This window comes from Arthrobacter sp. GCM10027362 (assembly GCF_042679445.1).
GTDB lineage: Bacteria > Actinomycetota > Actinomycetes > Actinomycetales > Micrococcaceae > Crystallibacter.
In genome coordinates, this window is record NZ_JBHTML010000020.1 from 17,480 (window position 1) to 34,110 (window position 16,631).

General features: G+C 68.7%; 14 protein-coding genes. 9 read left to right on the forward strand and 5 right to left on the reverse strand.

Annotated features, from left to right (window positions below):
- Positions 1-3: 3 nt before the first annotated feature.
- Both ACFQ36_RS05580 and ACFQ36_RS05585 read right to left on the reverse strand, forming a co-directional pair.
- Positions 4-1,386, reverse strand: coding sequence for an acyclic terpene utilization AtuA family protein (locus ACFQ36_RS05580; protein ID WP_377011460.1), 1,383 nt, complete (start codon positions 1,384-1,386; stop codon positions 4-6).
- A 28-nt stretch (positions 1,387-1,414) separates the two neighbouring features.
- Positions 1,415-2,767: an NtaA/DmoA family FMN-dependent monooxygenase gene (locus ACFQ36_RS05585; protein ID WP_377011462.1), complete on the reverse strand. Its 1,353-nt coding sequence runs from the start codon at positions 2,765-2,767 to the stop codon at positions 1,415-1,417.
- Between the two features lie 253 nt (positions 2,768-3,020).
- Between ACFQ36_RS05585 and ACFQ36_RS05590 the strand changes: the two genes are divergently transcribed.
- From ACFQ36_RS05590 to ACFQ36_RS05600, 3 genes are all read left to right on the forward strand, one after another.
- Positions 3,021-4,181, forward strand: a complete 1,161-nt coding sequence (locus tag ACFQ36_RS05590) for a flavin reductase (protein WP_377011464.1) — start codon at positions 3,021-3,023, stop codon at positions 4,179-4,181.
- A 31-nt stretch (positions 4,182-4,212) separates the two neighbouring features.
- A complete protein-coding gene (locus tag ACFQ36_RS05595; protein WP_377011466.1) occupies positions 4,213-5,862 on the forward strand; it encodes a thiamine pyrophosphate-binding protein in 1,650 nt (549 codons plus the stop codon).
- Positions 5,863-6,058: 196 nt separating this feature from the next.
- Positions 6,059-6,514 (forward strand): Hsp20/alpha crystallin family protein, encoded by a 456-nt coding sequence (locus ACFQ36_RS05600; protein ID WP_377011485.1) that lies wholly within the window; start codon positions 6,059-6,061, stop codon positions 6,512-6,514.
- A gap of 84 nt (positions 6,515-6,598) precedes the next feature.
- Here ACFQ36_RS05600 and ACFQ36_RS05605 read toward each other — a convergent pair whose 3' ends face one another.
- The gene (locus ACFQ36_RS05605; RefSeq protein WP_377011468.1) at positions 6,599-7,888 is read right to left on the reverse strand and encodes an ammonium transporter; all 1,290 of its coding nucleotides are present in this window, start codon (positions 7,886-7,888) and stop codon (positions 6,599-6,601) included.
- 463 nt (positions 7,889-8,351) lie between these two features.
- Between ACFQ36_RS05605 and ftsH the strand changes: the two genes are divergently transcribed.
- The 3 genes from ftsH (at position 8,352) to ACFQ36_RS05620 (ending at position 12,338) form a co-directional block, all read left to right on the forward strand.
- Positions 8,352-10,196 (forward strand): ATP-dependent zinc metalloprotease FtsH, encoded by a 1,845-nt coding sequence (gene ftsH, locus ACFQ36_RS05610; RefSeq protein WP_377011470.1) that lies wholly within the window; start codon positions 8,352-8,354, stop codon positions 10,194-10,196.
- Between the two features lie 130 nt (positions 10,197-10,326).
- On the forward strand, positions 10,327-11,610 hold the full coding sequence (locus ACFQ36_RS05615; RefSeq protein ID WP_377011471.1) for an MFS transporter: 1,284 nt from the start codon (positions 10,327-10,329) through the stop codon (positions 11,608-11,610).
- A 29-nt stretch (positions 11,611-11,639) separates the two neighbouring features.
- Positions 11,640-12,338, forward strand: a complete 699-nt coding sequence (locus ACFQ36_RS05620) for a DsbA family protein (protein WP_377011474.1) — start codon at positions 11,640-11,642, stop codon at positions 12,336-12,338.
- Positions 12,339-12,464: 126 nt separating this feature from the next.
- Here the strand turns inward: ACFQ36_RS05620 and ACFQ36_RS05625 are convergent, their stop codons facing one another.
- Together ACFQ36_RS05625 and ACFQ36_RS05630 are read right to left on the reverse strand one after the other, a co-directional pair.
- Complete coding sequence (locus ACFQ36_RS05625; RefSeq protein ID WP_377011476.1) at positions 12,465-13,229, reverse strand: LytR C-terminal domain-containing protein; 765 nt, start codon at positions 13,227-13,229, stop codon at positions 12,465-12,467.
- On the reverse strand, positions 13,222-13,521 hold the full coding sequence (locus ACFQ36_RS05630; protein WP_377011478.1) for a type II toxin-antitoxin system VapB family antitoxin: 300 nt from the start codon (positions 13,519-13,521) through the stop codon (positions 13,222-13,224). Before ACFQ36_RS05630 ends, ACFQ36_RS05625 begins: the two co-directional genes overlap by 8 nt.
- 193 nt (positions 13,522-13,714) lie before the next feature.
- Here ACFQ36_RS05630 and ACFQ36_RS05635 point away from each other — a divergent pair, with 193 nt between their 5' ends.
- The 3 genes from ACFQ36_RS05635 to ACFQ36_RS05645 form a co-directional block, all read left to right on the forward strand.
- A complete protein-coding gene (locus ACFQ36_RS05635; protein WP_377011480.1) occupies positions 13,715-14,653 on the forward strand; it encodes a hypothetical protein in 939 nt (312 codons plus the stop codon).
- Positions 14,654-14,696: 43 nt separating this feature from the next.
- The gene (locus ACFQ36_RS05640; protein ID WP_377011481.1) at positions 14,697-15,725 is read left to right on the forward strand and encodes an isopenicillin N synthase family dioxygenase; all 1,029 of its coding nucleotides are present in this window, start codon (positions 14,697-14,699) and stop codon (positions 15,723-15,725) included.
- A gap of 109 nt (positions 15,726-15,834) precedes the next feature.
- Positions 15,835-16,631 (forward strand): oxygenase MpaB family protein (locus tag ACFQ36_RS05645; protein ID WP_377011483.1); only part of this gene is annotated, 797 nt, incomplete at its 3' end.

The window sequence follows — 16,631 nt, forward strand, 5'->3', positions numbered from 1 at the left end:
GGCCTAGGCCTCCTGGTATTCGGCTGAGTAGTCGATGCGGAACAGTTCCAGCGGATCTTCAAGCTCCACCACGTGGTTCAGCACGAAGCTGTAGGCGGGGCCGAGGTCCGTCACGTGCGGGGTCACCGGGAACGCGAGGTTGGACACCAGCCCTTGCCAGCGCGGTACCGGGAAATGGTGCATGGTGTGTCCGGCCTGGTAGGCGATGGCGTGGGCCAGCTCCTGGGTTGGGGCCGTCACCAGCAGCAGTACCGCGACCTCGTGGTCGTTGCCGCCTCCTGCCGGTCGTGCCGGCATGACGGCATTGCGCCCGTACACACGGTAGGCGATGGAACACTTGTCAACGGTTTCCTGGCCGTAGGTGCGCACCACCGCATGCAGCGCGCCGTCCTTGGCCTGCTCGAACCACGCCTCAAAATCGCGCAGGATCACCGGGTCGGTGATGCCGCCGAAGACCTGGGAGCGATAGCCGACCAGGGCCGCGCCCTCGAGCTTGACGGTGTAGCCGTGTTCCTCGAAGCGGCTGCCCCGCACGCGCACCCGGCGCTCGTCGACGGCCTCGTAGGTGACGTCCTCCAGGTGCATCGCGCCGCCCGGTTCGAGCATCACCAGCGGGTTGGCCGTTTCGTACAGCGCGTGGGAGGCGACGCTGATCGGGGTGCAGGACTGCTCGGGACTGACCGGTTCGAGCTCGAAGCACTCCTGGGTCAGGGTGCAGACCATGCCCTCGGGCTTGGTCATCTGCGCCACCGCGGCCCCGCCGCACTCCATGATCTTCGCCGCGTGCCAGGCCAGCCCGGCCGGCAGCCCGCGCATGAGCGGGACGGCGGCAAACAGCGCGGCATCGCTTGAGCGGCCGGCCAGCACGACGTCGGCGCCGCCTTCCAGCGCCGCGATAATGGGCTCGGCGCCCATCATCGCCACGATGCCCCGGGTATCGCGCAGCGTCGACTCGTCGATCCGGGGTGCGTGCTTGAGGGCGCGGATCTTGCCCGCCCGATACTTCTCCACGAGCACGTCCCGGTCGGCCTCGGCCGGGATGAGCGCCGTGGTGAAGCTCAGCCCGTCTTCCCCGGCGATCTCCCGCACGATCCGGTGCACCCAGTCCAGGTTGTAGTTGCCGCCGGAGCCTCCGCAGGAGCCGACCAGAAGTGGGATCCGGTGCCGGCGGGCGGCGCGGACCAGGATCCGCAGGTCCCGCTTGATCGCCTCCCGCGAGTTGAAGGGCAGGTCGGCGCCGAGGTTGTTGGCTCCGCCGTCGGTGGACCCGGAGTCGACCGCAATGAAGTCGACCCGGTGCCGGGCCACGGCGTCGTTGAAGTACGACTCCGTAAATCCGCCTCCGAGCATGCCCACAGGCGAGATGTAGCTGATGGTGTTGCTCATGTGCTGCCTTTCGTGCCGTAATGCGGAATCAAGCCTGCAGCGCCGACTCGGGCTGCTTGTCCCAGGCGGCCGGGCGCTCGAGGCCCAGGTTCCCGCGCAGCGTGCTGTGCTCGTACTCCTCGCGGAAGTAGCCCCGGTTCTGCAGTTCGGGGACGAGCAGGTCGCAAATGGCGTCGAAGCCGCCCATGATGTACGGGGCGTTGAGGTTGAAGCCGTCGCAGGCCCCGGACTCGAACCAGTCCACCATCACATCGGCGACCTTCGAGGCCGTGCCGGCGACCCACTGGTGGCCGTGGCCGCGGGAGTGCTCAAGGATCAGCTCGCGCAGCGTGTAGCCCTTGTCCTCGGACAGGTGGCGGAAGACCTCCCACCGGCTCCTGGACTGCTTCACCGGTCCCCGGCGCCAGTAGCTGGCCGGGATGCGCTCATCGAGGTCGATCTCGTCGAGCTTCATCTCGAGGCGGTTCTCCATCAGGTAGCGGCCGCTGGCCATGTTGACGTGGTCGCCCAGGTTGCGCATCACGTCCTGGGCCTCCTTCTCGGTCGCGCCGAGGATCGGGACGATGCCGGGAATGACCTTGACGTGGTCCGGGTTCCGGCCGTGGCCGGCGACGAGGCCCTTGAACTGCCGGCAGAAGGCCATCGAGTCTTCCTTCACCGGCTGGGTGGTGTAGATCGCGTCGGCGAAACGCGAACCGAACTCCAGGCCGGCCGCGGAGGAACCGGCCTGGACCAGGACCGGACGGCCCTGCACCGGGCGGCGCATGTTGAGCGGGCCCTGGACGTCGAAGAACTCCCCGGTGTGGCGCAGCGGCCTGATCCGCTCCGGGTCCGCCCAGATCCCGGCCTGGCGGTCGCAGACCATGGCGTCATCGGCCCAGCTGTCCCACAGGCGCGTAACCACGTCCGCGAACTCGGTCGCCCTGCGGTAGCGCTCCTCGCTGCTGCCTGCCTCGGTGATGCCGAAGTTCTCGTGGCCAACGCTGGAAGTGACCATGTTCCACCCGGCACGGCCGCCGCTCATCTCGTCCAGCCCGGCCATCAGGCGGGCCAGGTTGTAGGGCTCGTAGAAGCTGGTGGAGGCCGTGGCGATCATGCCGATGTTGCTGGTGTGCTGCGAGAGCGCGGCCAGCGTGGTGAACGGCTCATAGTGGCCGGAGACGGTGGGGTCCGCACCGGGGATGCGCCCGGCCGAAGAGACGTCCCCGAAGAACATGATGTCCAGCTTCGCCGCCTCGGCCTTCTGCGCCATTTCCTTGACCAGGTCCAGCCGGCCCAGCTCCTCCACCCGGCTGCCCGGCATGGTCCAGCTGTCGTAGTGGTAGCCGGCGGTGATCATGAAGATGCTCAGCACCATGTGCTTGTTGGATGTGTGCGCCACGACGCACTCCTTTCTCTCGGCCACCGGAGCAGTCCCGCTGCGTGAATCCCTACCGATGTTCCGGCGCTGTGATGTTCGCTACAAGTTTGGACTGTTCGATCTAACGATAGTTACGTAATTGGGTCAATAGTGTTGTTATTTAAATCACAACACTATTGAACGGTTACGGATTCGACCTAATATGGCAGCCAACGGAGTGGCGCAGGACACACAGAAAAATGCCCGGAAAACTTCAGAAAGGACCGATGTGCACATGATTGGGAAAGCGGAGCAGGACCTTTACGCCGAGGTCGACGACGGGACGTTCCGGAACGTCGTCGGGCACTTCGCCAGCGGCGTCACGGTCATCACTGCGGCCGCCGGCGGGCACCTCTACGGCAGCACCGTCTCCGCCGTCTCGTCGCTGTCCATGGATCCGCCCATGATGCTTGTCTGTCTCAACCGCAAGAGTTCCACGCACGGCGGCGTCCTTGAGTCTGGACGCTTTGCCGTGAACATCCTGGCCGACGGACAACAAGCGCTGGCCATGAACTTCGCCTCCTCCAAGGGCAGCAAGTACGAGGAGGTGGACTACTCGTTCTCCCCGCACGGCGTCCCCCTGCTGGACGGCGCGTTGGCAAGCATTGAATGCGTTGTCGAGGAGACCGCCGCCGGCGGCACGCACACCGTCTTCCTGGCCCGCGTGGTCTCGGCCGGCGTCCGGCCCGGCGAGCCGCTGGCCTACTTCCGCGGCAAGTTCGGCCGCCTTGAGCGCATCCGGGAGAACACGGCCTACGCGGCAGTGCGCAAGGCGGTACTGACCCGGACCACGCGTCCCGGGGAAACGCTCGATGTCGAGGCCACCGCCGCCGGCCTGGGCGTGGATCCGGAGGACGTGCACAACGCCCTGATCCGGCTCTCCGCGGAGGGGCTGGCCGTCCGCGCCGATGACGGCTCGTTCACTCCCACGCCGATCACCATCGAACTCGCAACCAGCCTCTTTGATGCCAGGACGGCCATCGAGGTCGGCGTGATCGATGCCCACCTCGGCCGGCTCACCGACGAGGATGTGGACCGGCTGAGCGAAACCACCGCCCTGCTCGCGGCGGCAGCCGCCGGATCCTCCGCGGCCGACGGTGCCGGCCTGGCGGCCTTCCTCGAGCTGGCCTCGGACTTCCATGAGCGCATCGTCGCCCTGGCCCAGTCGCCGCAACTGACCAGCGCCTACCGGCAGATGGGCCTGACCGGACTGTGGCGCGAGACCCTGGCCGCCGACGAATGGGGCACCTGGCTGGACACCGCCCATCTGGTCGAGCTGACCGATGCGCTGAGCCGCCGCGACGCCGCGGCCGCACGGGAGTCGCTGCTCCGCCACGCCGTCCTGGTCCGCGGGAAGGCTGCCCAAGCCATCGAACGCCACGGCGGCGCCGTCTAGGCCGCCTATCCTCCCCTAGCGAAAGACGAACATGACAACAGTTTCCGAACGCGTCGCCGAAACCATCGCCGCCCACATCGAGCACGTCTTCGCCCTGATGGGCAACGGCAACGCCTATTTCGTGGATGCCCTAGCCCGGACCGGGATCCGGATGACCGCCGTGCGCCACGAGACCGCCACGGTCGCCTCCGCAGATTCCTACTACCGGGTCTGCCGTCGGATGGCCGCGGCCACCACCACCTTCGGTCCGGGCTACACCAATACCCTCACCTCGTTGGCCGAAGCCGCCCAGGCCCGCACGCCGCTGGTCCTCGTCGTCGGCGACGCCCCGACTACGGGTCCCCGGCCGTGGGATGTGGACCAGTCCGCCATCGCCGCCGCCCTGGGTGTGCGCACCTTTACCGTCGGCCCCGACGATGCCGGCCGTACCACGCTGGACGCCCTGCATTTTGCGCTTGCCGGGCGCACCGCCGTCGTGCTGGCCATCCCCTACGACGTCGGCACCTCCCCTGCCGCAGACGAAGGCGTTTTGGTCCTGCCGCCCGTTCCCGCTCCGCAGGCGCCGGCAGAAGACCGGGTCCGGCAGGCCGTCGAGGCGCTGCTGGCTGCCCGGCGTCCGCTGATCCTCGCCGGCCGGGGCGCCCGCGAAGCGGAGGCCGGACTGTCCGAACTCGCCGATGCCCTGGGGGCGCTGAGCGCTGCCAGCGCACCCGCCCGGGGAACCTTTGCCGGGCGCGCATACGACCTGGGCGTCGCCGGGGGTTTCGCCTCCGAGGCGTCCGCGGAATTGATCCGCGCCGCGGATGTGGTGCTGGCCGTCGGGGCCGGGCTGAACCAGTTCACCACTTCCTTCGGGCATGCGTTCTCGCCCGAGGCCACCCTCATCCAGGTCGACGTGAACGGGCAGGCGACGAACCCCCGCGTGGACCTCTTTATCCACGCCGACGCGGCACTGGCGGTTCAGGCGATCGCCGCCGGGGTCGCGGCAGCCGCACCCGGGGGTCTGCCGGGGCTTCCCTGGGACGGCGCGGCCGAAGCGGCACGCGGCTCACTGCTGCAGTTCGACCGCGAGCCCGGCGAAGATGCCGCCCCGGATGGGCGGCTGGACCCGCGCAGCACCATGCGCCGGCTGAACGAGATCCTGCCGGCGGAACGCCAACTGGTCTCCGACGGCGGGCACTTCATCGGCTGGGCCAATACGTACTTCGACCTGCCGTCACCGGACAGCATCGCACTGGTGGGCACTACCTTCCAGTCCATCGGCCTGGGGCTGCCCTCCGCGGCCGGAGCGGCCCTCGCCCGTCCGGAACGGACCACGGTGGTGGTTACCGGCGACGGCGGCGGGCTCATGGGACTGCCGGACCTGGACACGCTGGTCAGGGCCGCCCGCAGCGCCATCGTGCTGGTCTTCAACGACGCCGGCTACGGCGCCGAGGTGCACCAGTACGGCTCCCAGGGGCTCGACGAGCGCATTATGCAGATCGAGCAGGTGGACTTCGCCAGGCTGGCCGAAGGTTTCGGCGCACGCTCGGCGGTCATCCGGACGTTGGAAGACCTGGAGACCGTCGCGGAATGGGTCGACAGCGGGGCGGAAGGCACCTTCGTGGCGGACCTGCGCGTCTCACAGCAGATCGTCGCCCCGTACATCCTGGAAATCATCGACCTCACCCTCAAGCGGTAGGGGCCCGGGGGAGGCTCCCCCACCCCTACCCCCTTCCCCGAAATGGGATCCTGCTCCCGTTCCAAGCCCGGAGCAGGATCCCATTTCGGGGTTAAAACCCTCTTCCGCTTCCGCGCACAGCGAGCTAATATATCCATAGTTGAGCGGACAGGACTCAACTTTAGGGAACAACAGAAGAAAGGAGCTGGTAACCATGGTGGCCAGGTTTGATCCATTCCAGGAGCTGGAGCGCATGTCGCGGGCCCTGCTCGGCACACGGGAAGGACCTCGTATGATGCCGATGGATCTGTACCGTGAAGGCGACCATTACATCCTGAACGCCGACCTGCCGGGCGTGGATCCGGGTTCGGTCGACGTCGACGTGGACGGCCAGATGCTGACCATCCGCGCCCAGCGGACGATGAAGGAAGCCGAGGGCACCAAGTGGCTGCTGAGGGAACGCGAAGGCGGTTCCTTCCTGCGCCAGCTGACCCTGGGCCAGGACATCGACGTGGAGCACATCTCCGCCCACTACGACAACGGCGTGCTGAGCGTGACCATCCCGGTCAGCGAGGCGACCAAGCCGCGGAAGATCGAAATCATGTCCGGGCGCAAGCAGGAAGCCGTCGAGGGATCGGCCGGACAGCAGGAACAGAAGAAGGTCGAATCCTGACACCGGCAAGCGGCAGGCGATAGAAACCGAAGGGACCGTGCGATCCGCACGGCCCCTTCTGCTGTGCCGGCCCGTCCGTTCTCCTCAGGCCCGGCGGGGCGCGCCCAGGTCCACGGGCTCTTCGTCGCTGAGGTAGGCGAATTCGGCGTGGGCCGCCAAGTCGATCCCGCGCAGTTCGTCGGCCGGGTCGATCCGCAGGCCCATGGCCTTGTCGATGACCTTGGCAATGACCCAGGTCATCGCGAAGGAGTAGGCCAGGACCGCCGCACTGGCAACCGCTTGGATCCCGAGCTGCCCGAACCCGCCCCCGTAGAACAGCCCGCTGACGCCGTTGGGCGCGGCATCGGTGGCGAACAGCCCGATCAGGAGCGTGCCGATCAGGCCGCCGACCAGGTGGACGCCGACGACGTCGAGGGAATCGTCGAAGCCGAGCCGGTACTTCCACTCAATCGCCAGCGAGCACACCGCACCGGCGATGGCGCCGATGGCCAGGGCCCCGGGCGGGCTGACGGCCCCGCAGGCAGGAGTGATGGCCACCAGGGCGGCGATCAGGCCGGAGGCTGCCCCCATGCTGCTGGCGGCCCCGAGCCGGAGCCGTTCGACCAGCGCCCAGGCCAGCAGCCCCGCCGCGGCGGCGACCGCGGTGTTCAGGAAAACGACGGCGGCGGCGTGCCCGGCCGTGAGGGCGGAACCGGCATTGAAGCCGAACCAGCCCACCCACAGCAGGCCCGCCCCCACCAGCACCAGCGGCCTGCTGTGCGGCTTGGTGTGCTGCGTTTTCGGCCACCCCGTGCTGCGCCCGAGGACCAGGGCCAGGGCCAGCGCCGCGACGCCGGCGTTGATGTGCACGGCGGTGCCGCCGGCGAAGTCGATGGCCTTGATGCCGCTGGCGATCCAGCCGCCCGCCACCGAGCCGTCGGCGGAGGTGAAGGCGAACACCCAGTGGGCCACCGGGAAGTAGACCAGGCTCGCCCACAGGCCCGCGAACAGCATCCAGGCCCCGAACTTCATCCGTCCCGCCGCCGCGCCGGCCACCAGCGCCGTCGTCACGCAGGCGAAGAACAGCTGGAAGGCGGCAAACAGTGCGCCCGGCAGGGAAGCGCCCGGGTCCTCGGCGAGCAGCTGGGTCAGGCCCATGTACTCGGTGACGTTCCCGATGAGTCCGAGCCCCGCCACGGAATTGCCGAATGCGACGGAATAGCCGAACAGTGCCCACAGCACCGCCACCAGGCTGGCTCCGCCGATGCACATCATCATCATGTTCAGGATGCGCCGGGAGCCGACCATCCCGCCGTAGAAGAGGGCCAGCGCCGGGACCATGAGGCAGACAAGCGCGGAACTGGCGAGAATCCAAGCAATATTTCCAGAGTCCATGGCATGTTCCAATCCGAAACAGGACCGCTATGAGGATGCCGGGCTGAAACCGGTGTGAAGCTCCGCCGGCGGCGCAGCCCCCGCCGCAGCCGCCGTAATGCAGCGATCCTATGCAGGAGCGGGACCGCGCAGGTTTCACCGACGTAAATTCTGTGTTGCACGCCGCAGCAAACCGGGCGGAGGCCCGTGCCGGATCCGGGTTCCGCTACTCCTTCCCGGCTTCCTTGACCCGGCGGGGATTGCGGTATAGAGGTTCAGGTAACCGGCAGTTGAAGTTGATGGCTAAGACGGCATGCTCGGGGGTGGCATCATGGGTGATCCTTTCCCGCCCGGTCCCAGTGACCGGGACCGCAGTTCCGCAGCGGCGGGAGACGGCAGGCGCGGGGTTCCCTGGCGGACGGAGGGCGTCCCGGGGCAGAAGGCCGGCGGCGGGCGCGGGCCCGGCCGCGGATGGCTCCGGCCGGTGCTCTGGACGCTCCTGCTGTATCTGGGGTTCTTTGCGCTGCTGTCCATCCAGGACCAGCAGGGCGGGCCGCAAACCGTTTCATACACCGAATTCAAGACCCAGGTGCGCGACAACAACGTGGCGGAGATCTTCTCCCGGGGCCAGAGCATCGAGGGCAACCTCCGGCACGAGCGGCCGCTGCCGGGCGCCGAAGGATCAACGTACAGGCAGTTCGTGACCGAGCGCCCGGCCTTTGCCGATGACAACCTCCTGGGCCAGCTGGAAGAAAACAATGTCACCGTCCGGGCCACCCCGGTGACGCAGGAGCGCGGCGTCCTGGCCAACCTGCTGATCTCCGTTGCCCCGATCGCGCTGCTGGTGCTGTTCTACCTCTGGCTGTTCAAACGCCAGTCGGGCATGTTCGGGACGGGGGGCCTGGGGGCCGGCAAGAAATTCCAGCCGGTGGATTCCGAAAAAATCCGCGTCACCTTCCAGGACGTGGCCGGCATCGACGAGGTCGAAGCGGAGATTTCCGAAGTCGTGGATTTCCTGAAGGACCCGCAGAAATACCAGGCGATTGGGGCGAAACCGCCCAAGGGCGTGCTGCTCAGCGGTCCCCCGGGGACCGGCAAGACCCTGCTGGCCCGGGCCACGGCCGGGGAGGCCGGGGTCCCCTTCTTCCACGCCAGCTCCTCGGAATTCATCGAAATGATCGTCGGCGTAGGGGCCAGCCGGGTCCGCGAACTCTTCCAGGCCGCCCGCAACATGGCGCCCTCGATCATCTTCCTGGACGAAATCGACGCCATCGGCCGGAAACGGGGCGGCTCCCTGGCCGTGGGCGGCCACGACGAACGGGAACAGACGCTCAACCAGATCCTCACGGAGATGGACGGGTTCTCCTCCTCCGAGGGCGTCGTTGTCCTGGCGGCCACGAACCGGCCGGACGTGCTGGACCCGGCCCTGCTGCGCCCGGGCCGGTTCGACCGGTCCATCACCGTCCATGCCCCCGACCAGGCCGGACAGGCCCAGATCCTGCGGGTCCATGCCCGCAACGTCAGGCTCGGCCCCGACGCCGACCTGGACGCCGTCAGCAGGATCACCCCCGGCATGACCGGGGCCGAGCTGGCCAACCTGGTCAACGAGGCCGCCCTGCTGGCCGTCAAGCGAGCCCATACCGAAGTGACCCAGCGGGACCTGCTCGACGCGCTGGAGAAGGTTCAGCTGGGCACCGTGCGCAATGTCGTCATGCCGGCCGAGGAGCGCCGGCGGACCGCCTACCACGAATCGGGCCACGCCCTGCTGGGCATGCTCGAGCCGGGGGCGGACCCGGTGCGCAAGATCTCCATCATTCCCCGCGGCCGCGCCCTCGGAGTGACCCTCTCGACCCCGGATACCGACCGGTACGGCTACGACGAAAACTACCTGCGGGGCCGGATCGTCGGGGCCCTGGGCGGCATGGCGGCCGAGGAGCTGGTCTTCGGCGTCGTCAGCACCGGGGCGGAGAGCGACCTGCAGACCAGCACGCAGCTGGCGCGCATGATGGTCGGCCGCTGGGGCATGTCCGAACGGATCGGCCCGGTCCAGGTGCTCCCGGAGGAAGGTGACCCCCGGGCGGCCGGGGTGTCCGAAGGCATGCTGGATGCGGTCGCCGAGGAGGTCCGGACCCTGGTGGACCAGTGCTACGCACGGGCCCGCATGCTCCTGGGCGAGAACCGCTGGCGGCTGGAATCCCTGGTGGAACAGCTGCTGGCGAAGGAAACCCTGGACGAGCAGGAGGCCTACGCCGTGGCCGGGCTGGAGCGCCGGCCGGAAGCTGCGGCAGGCGCCCAGGGCGCCGAGGCCGGGCAGGCCCAGGCAGGCTGAGGCCGGCCCGGAACAGCCGGGCCGGCCCGGCAGGACCCGCGGTGCCGCAGGACGGAGAGGGCTGCAGGGAGGATAATTGGGTGCTGGCCGGCGGTGGTTTCCCGGCCGGAGCCGAGGAGAGGAAACAGACGTGGGCGCAAGCGGACGACAGCCGGAAAAACTCTGGGGCCGGGACTTCCTCCTCGCGATCGCCACCAACCTGTTCATCTCCATGGTCTACTACCTGCTGGTCACCTCCATGGCACTGTACGCGGTGGAGCGGTTCCAGGCCTCGGACAGCGCGGCGGGCTTCGCGTCCAGTTCCTTCATTGTCGGCGCCGTGGTGGCCCGGCTCTTCAGCGGCCGGCTGATGGACGCCGTCGGACGCAAGCGGCTGCTGCTCGCCAGCCTCGTGCTGTACACGGTGATCTCCTACCTCTACCTGCCCAGCGGCACGCTGGCGCTGCTGCTGGCACTGCGCCTGCTGCACGGTGTGGCGTTCGGCGCCGGCAACACGGCGCTCGTCGCCGCCGTGCAGGGCCTCATTCCCCAGGCCCGGCGCAGCGAGGGAACCGGATACTTCGGGCTCTCGACCACGCTGTCCACCGCCGCCGGCCCGTTCCTGGCCGTCTGGCTCTCCGCGGGCGGCAACTATGAGGGCATCTTCTGGTTCTGCACCGCCTCCTCGATCACCGCGCTGCTGATCGCCCTGATGCTGCGCCTGCCCGAACGCCGGCCGGCGGCCCGTGCCGGGCTGCCCGTCCCGGCGGAGGACCCGGCCGCGACGGCCCGCAGGCCCAAGGCCCGGCGCTTCAGCCTGGCCTCGATCATCGAGCCGTCCGCGCTGCCCGTCTCCACCGTGGTGCTGCTGGGCGGCTTCGCCTACTCCGGAATTGTCGCGTTCCTGGTCTCCTACACCCGCGAGGAGGCAGTGGAGTCCGCGGCCGGGCTGTTCTTCCTGGTCTACGCGGCGGCCGTGCTGGTCTCCCGGCTGTTCGCCGGGCGGATCCAGGACCGCCGCGGGGACAACATCGTCATCTACCCGCTGCTGGTGGTCTTCGCCGCCGGCCTGGGGCTGCTGGCGGTGGAGCCGTCCGCCGCCACGATCGTGCTCTCCGCCGTGCTCGCCGGCCTGGGCTTCGGGGCCCTGATGCCCAGCATCCAGGCGATCGCGGTGACCGCCGCCGGAGAGGCGCGGCTGGGCACGGCCATGTCCACGTTCTATCTCATGCTCGACGCCGGCATAGGCTTCGGTCCCGTCCTGCTCGGCCTCATCCTGCCGCTGACCGGCTACGCGGGCATGTACGCGGCGCTGTGCGTACTCGTGGTCCTCACCATCGGGGTGTACTACCTCGTGCACGGACGGAAGCGGCGGACGGTCCGGCCCGTCGAAGCGCAGGTCGGCGCGGAAGCGGCGCCGGCCCGGCGGGAATAGCCCGCGGATGGTTGCCGTTGGCAATGACCATGAAGGTTGAAATCTGGTCAGACATTGCGTGTCCGTGGTGCTTTATCGGCAAGCGCCGCTTCGAAACCGCCCTGGAGAAGTTCGAGCACAAGGACCAGGTGGAGGTGGAATGGCGCAGCTACCAACTGGATCCCACCCTGCCGGAGCACTTCGACGGCACCGAGACCGAGTACCTGTCCCAGATGAAGGGCCTGCCCCAGGACCAGGTCCGGCAGATGTTCGCCCACGTTGCGGCGCAGGCTGCCGGCGAGGGACTGGCCTACGACTTCGACGCCATTGTGGTGGCCAACAGCTTCACCGCGCACCGCTTCCTCCACCTGGCCAAGGAGCACGGCCTGGGCCCCGAAGCCAAGGAAGCCCTGCTCTCCGGGCACTTCGAACACGGCGAGGACATTGGCGACATCGGCTACCTGGTGCGCACCGGCACCGGGCTCGGCCTGGACGAAACCGAGGTCCGCGAGGCGCTGGAAAGCGGACGCTACGCGGACGAGGTCCGGACAGACATCGCCGAGGCCCGCGCGCTCGGCGTCAGCGGCGTACCGTTCTTCGTGCTGGACCGCAGGTACGGCATCTCCGGCGCGCAGCCGGCCGAGGTGTTCAGCCAGGCGCTCGCCCGGGCCTGGGCCGAGCGCAGCCCGCTGACCGTGCTCTCCGGCTCCCCCGACGGCCCGGCCTGCGGCCCCGAGGGCTGCCGCTAGGGACCGGCCGGAATCAGTCCATCTTGCGCCCGGTCCCCCTACCGGCACGGTGCGCAATAGACGTCGTGCCCGGGGGACCGCCGGATACCGGCATGGCCTCCCCCGGGCCGCCTCCCTCCGTCACGGCTATTTCGCCGCAGTCCCGGCCCCGGTCGGCGTCCCGGACTGTTCCAGCCGCGGGCAGCTGAGCGTCCCGGGTTTCTTGTCCACCTTCTTGCCCGGGACCAGGTCCTCGTACCGGGAGCCGAGGATCACGTCCACGCTGTCGTCCTGGCGCCCGTCGGCAACGTATTCGGTACCGGCTATATTCCGCTGCAGGTTCAGCGCGTTCGCCTCGCCGTTCCTGCCGGACACCACCACGGCGCTCAGCCCGTAGTAGTTCAGCTGCTTGGAGCCGACTTCCCCGACCTTGTAGCCGCGCTTGGTAAGCGCTTCGGCGGCTTTCCGGGCCAGGCCCCCTTCGGTGGTGCTGTTGAAGACGTTGACGGTGAAGGAATCGTTGGCCGGGTACTTGTAGGTGGCCGACGGGCAGGTGATCGGTTCCTGGCTCCTGGGCCCCCAGCCGGGGATCTGCAGGTCCCCGCGCATAATGGCCACCGCCCCCACGACGCCGGCGATCACCAGGGCCAGCAGCAGCGTCAGCACTGCGCCGTGCAGGATCCGCCGCCAGGTGGGCCGCTGCGGGGCGGCAACCTCTTCGTCCGTTTCGTCCGCTTCGTCCGCGAACACCTCGTCCAGGTCGTCCGCGGTGATGATCTTGTGGCCATGCAGGTGGAACTCGTCATCCGGTTCTTGGTCAGGCTCCTCATCCGGTTCCGGTTCCCGGTCAGTCTCCGGTTCCGGTTCCGAATCGCGCTCGGGCCTTGATGGGGTTATACCGGTCTCAGTCATCGATCACCAACACCCTCGCATGCATCAGGGCCCGCTGGTGCAGTGCGGTGCGCACCGCCCGGTGCAGTCCGTCCTCCAGATACAGATTGCCGCGCCACTGCACCACGTGGGGGAACAGGTCGCCGAAGAACGTGGAGTCCTCGGCAAGCAGGGCCCCCAGGTCCAGGGTGCTCTTGGTTGTGATCAGCTCATCCAGCCGTACCTGGCGCGGCGGCACGGCCGCCCAGTCCCTGGGGGTCACATAGCCATGCTCCGGGTACGGTCGGGTATCGCCTACAGATTTGAAGATCACGGATCAAGCCTAGATTCCCCGGGTACCTAAATGAACAATTTTTGTGAGGCGCAGCACCGGTCGTGGCCAAAAGGTTACGCATGCCGGCGCCGGCAGGGCACGGCGGCGTCCTGCCCGGCCGGAAGCGGTTTTCCACAGCCGGGCCGGGTCCGCCGGCGGCATTGCGGGGATAATCTGCGGGGGATAATAAGGTATGACTTTCCCCGCCGTAGGCCCTGCCAAACATGCACGGCCCGTCCAGCCGCCGATCGGCCTGCTGCTGGACGTGGACGGTCCCGTCGCCAGCCCGGTCACGCGCACTGTCCCGCCGGAGATCATCGACTCGCTGCTGGTGCTGGGCTCGCACGGCTGGCCGGTGGTCTTCAACACCGGCCGCTCGGACACCTTCATCCGCGAGCAGATCATGCTGCCGCTGATGGAGGCGGGCATCCCGGAGGACGTCCGGTTCCATGCCGTCTGCGAGAAGGGCGCGGTCTGGTTCAGCTTCGGCTCCACCGGCCCCGGCACCGTGCATGTGGACCTCTCGCTCTCGGTCCCCAAGGACTATGCCGCCGAGGTCCGTGCCCTGGTCCAGGCCAGCTACTCGAGCCACATGTTCTTCGATGAAACCAAGCGCGCCATGGTCTCCGTGGAGCAGCTGATCGAGGTCAGCAACCAGGAGTACCGGCAGGTGCAGCAGGATTTCGACGCCGATGCCCTGGCCCTGATGGGCAAGTTCAACCTCGGGGCCAGCCGGCTGGACCGGCACGTGCCCAACAGCGACGACCAGGTGGACTACCGGCTGGATCCGACCATCATCGCCACCGACATCGAGGCGATCCAGCTGGGCAAGGACCTGGGCGCGGAGCGGGCCCTGGAGCTGCTGGCCGCGGACGGGATCGTCCCCTATGCCTGGCGGACCATGGGCGACTCGCGCACGGACTATGCGATGGCGGACTGGCTGCACCACCACGGACACGCGGTGGTGCACGTGGACGTGCGCCCCGAGGACGGGGTGCCGCTGAAGCCGTACCCGGTGCTCACCCCCGCCCACCTGGGGCTGCCGCGCGCTGTCCACGAGCAGGCCGGCGCCGCCTTCCTGCAGGCGTGGGCCGCGATCGCGCGCACCCTGATGCCAAGCCACAAAGCGTAACAGCCACGAGCCAGCGGATGCGCTCCGGTGCTAGTGTGCGAACATGTCGAATACTCCCGGATCAATCCCCATAATTGACCTGCGTACCGCCCGTAACGCGGACGGGACATTCAACGCGGATTTCATCGAGCAGCTGCGCGATGCCGCGCACCGTGTCGGCTTTTTCCAGATCACCGGCTACGGTGCCGCGGAAGGCCAGGTTGCCGAGCTGTTCGACGTCATCAAGCGCTTCTTCGACCTGCCGCTGGACGAGCGCCTGGCCCTGGACAACCGCAACTCCCCGCACTTCCGCGGCTACACGCGGATGGGCACCGAGGTGACCGCCGGCCGGGCGGATGCACGCGAACAGCTGGACTACTCCCCCGAGAGCGAGCCGGTCACCGACTACCCGGCGGACCAGCCCTACTGGCTGCTGCGCGGGCCCAACCAGTGGCCGGACAAGGCCCTGCCGGAGCTGCGGGAAAAGGCGATGGCCTGGGCCGAGCTGATGTCCAAGGTGGGCGCCGAACTGCTCTCCGCCATCGGCGTGGGCCTGGGCCTGCCCGAGGACTACTTCGACGAGCCCTTCCGCGGCACCCCGCACTGGATGGGCAAGCTGGTCCACTACGTGGGCGGCGTCGTCGAGGAGGCCGGCGACCAGGGCGTGGGCAGCCACGCGGACTACGGCTTCGTCACCCTGCTGCTGCAGGACATGGTCGGCGGCCTGGAGGTGCTGCCTCCGGGTGCCACCGAGTGGCTGAAGGTCGAGCCGATCGAGGGCGCGCTGGTGGTGAACCTGGGCGAAATGCTCGAGGTGGCCACCGAGGGCTACATCGCCGCCACGATCCACCGCGTCACCGCCCCGCCGCCGGGCGTGGACCGCTACTCCGTGCCGTTCTTCTGGTCCCCGCGCCTGGACGCGGTGATCGAGCCGGTCCCGCTGCCGGCCGAACTCAAGGCCGAGGCCCGCGGCGTCTCGGACGATCCGAACAATCCGATGCTGGCCAGCTTCGGCAACAACATGCTCAAGGGCCGGCTGCGCGCGCATCCGGACGTGACCGAGAAGTACTATCCGGACCTGGTGGTCAGGTAACCTCCGGTTCGCCACGGCGGGCGGCCCCTTTGCGGGCCGCCCGCCGTCCCCCTTCAAAGCCGCCCGCAGGCCCTCGATCCTCCGGCACGGGACTGCTAATAATGGTGTCGTGAGCGTTGTATCGGACTGGCGGCGCGAACTGGCCAAGACGTTCTCCGGCGCGGACGAGCCGCCGCGGTGGCCGCAGGATTTTGCCCAGGGCACCGACGGGGGTTACTTCGGCCCCGACTCGGCGGTCTGGGCCGTCCACGGCTCCACAACCACCATCGTGGCCGGCATCCGGGCGCTGCTGGTGCAGGCCCTGCATCCGGGCGCGCTGGCCGGGGTGTACGACTTCTCCGCCTACCGCGAGGATGTGCTGGGCCGGCTGGCCCGCACCATCCGCTGGATCTTCACCGTGACCTACGGGGATACCGCCGCGGCCCGGGCCGGCTGCGAACGGGTGCTGCGGATGCACGAGCGGGTGCAGGGCAGCTACACGGACGCCCGCGGCGAACGGCGCAGCTACAGCGCCAATGATCCGCACCTGCTGCGCTGGGTGCATCTGGCCTTCACCGAGGCCTTCGCCGAGGCCGCCTGCGTCTACGGCCCGCCGATTCCGGGCGGCCCGGACCGGTACGTGGCCGAGTGGGCGACGGCCGCCGAACTGATGGGCGTGCCGGACCCGCCCCGCACAATGGCGCAGCTGAAGCAGCAGCTGGCCGGGTACGACGGCGAACTGCTCGCCGACGCGCGGGTCGCCGAGGTGGTGTCCCTGGTCCGCAGGCCGCCGCTGCCGGCCTCGCAGCGGCCGGGCTACCGTATTCTCTTCGCCGGCGCCGTCGCCACGCTCGATCCGCACTACCGGCGGCTGCTCGGCGTCGACGTGCCCTCGCTTGGGCCGCTGCCGGTGCACGCCGCCACCCG

Bases quoted from the DNA above. Each gene is read 5' to 3' on its own strand.
- ACFQ36_RS05590 (WP_377011464.1), top strand. From the start codon at position 3,021: ATGATTGGGAAAGCGGAGCAGGACCTTTACGCCGAGGTCGACGACGGG.
- ACFQ36_RS05620 (WP_377011474.1), top strand. From the start codon at position 11,640: ATGAAGGTTGAAATCTGGTCAGACATTGCGTGTCCGTGGTGCTTTATC.
- ACFQ36_RS05625 (WP_377011476.1), bottom strand. From the start codon at position 13,229: ATGACTGAGACCGGTATAACCCCATCAAGGCCCGAGCGCGATTCGGAA.
- ACFQ36_RS05640 (WP_377011481.1), top strand. From the start codon at position 14,697: ATGTCGAATACTCCCGGATCAATCCCCATAATTGACCTGCGTACCGCC.
- ACFQ36_RS05605 (WP_377011468.1), bottom strand. From the start codon at position 7,888: ATGGACTCTGGAAATATTGCTTGGATTCTCGCCAGTTCCGCGCTTGTC.
- ACFQ36_RS05580 (WP_377011460.1), bottom strand. From the start codon at position 1,386: ATGAGCAACACCATCAGCTACATCTCGCCTGTGGGCATGCTCGGAGGC.
- ACFQ36_RS05635 (WP_377011480.1), top strand. From the start codon at position 13,715: ATGACTTTCCCCGCCGTAGGCCCTGCCAAACATGCACGGCCCGTCCAG.
- ACFQ36_RS05595 (WP_377011466.1), top strand. From the start codon at position 4,213: ATGACAACAGTTTCCGAACGCGTCGCCGAAACCATCGCCGCCCACATC.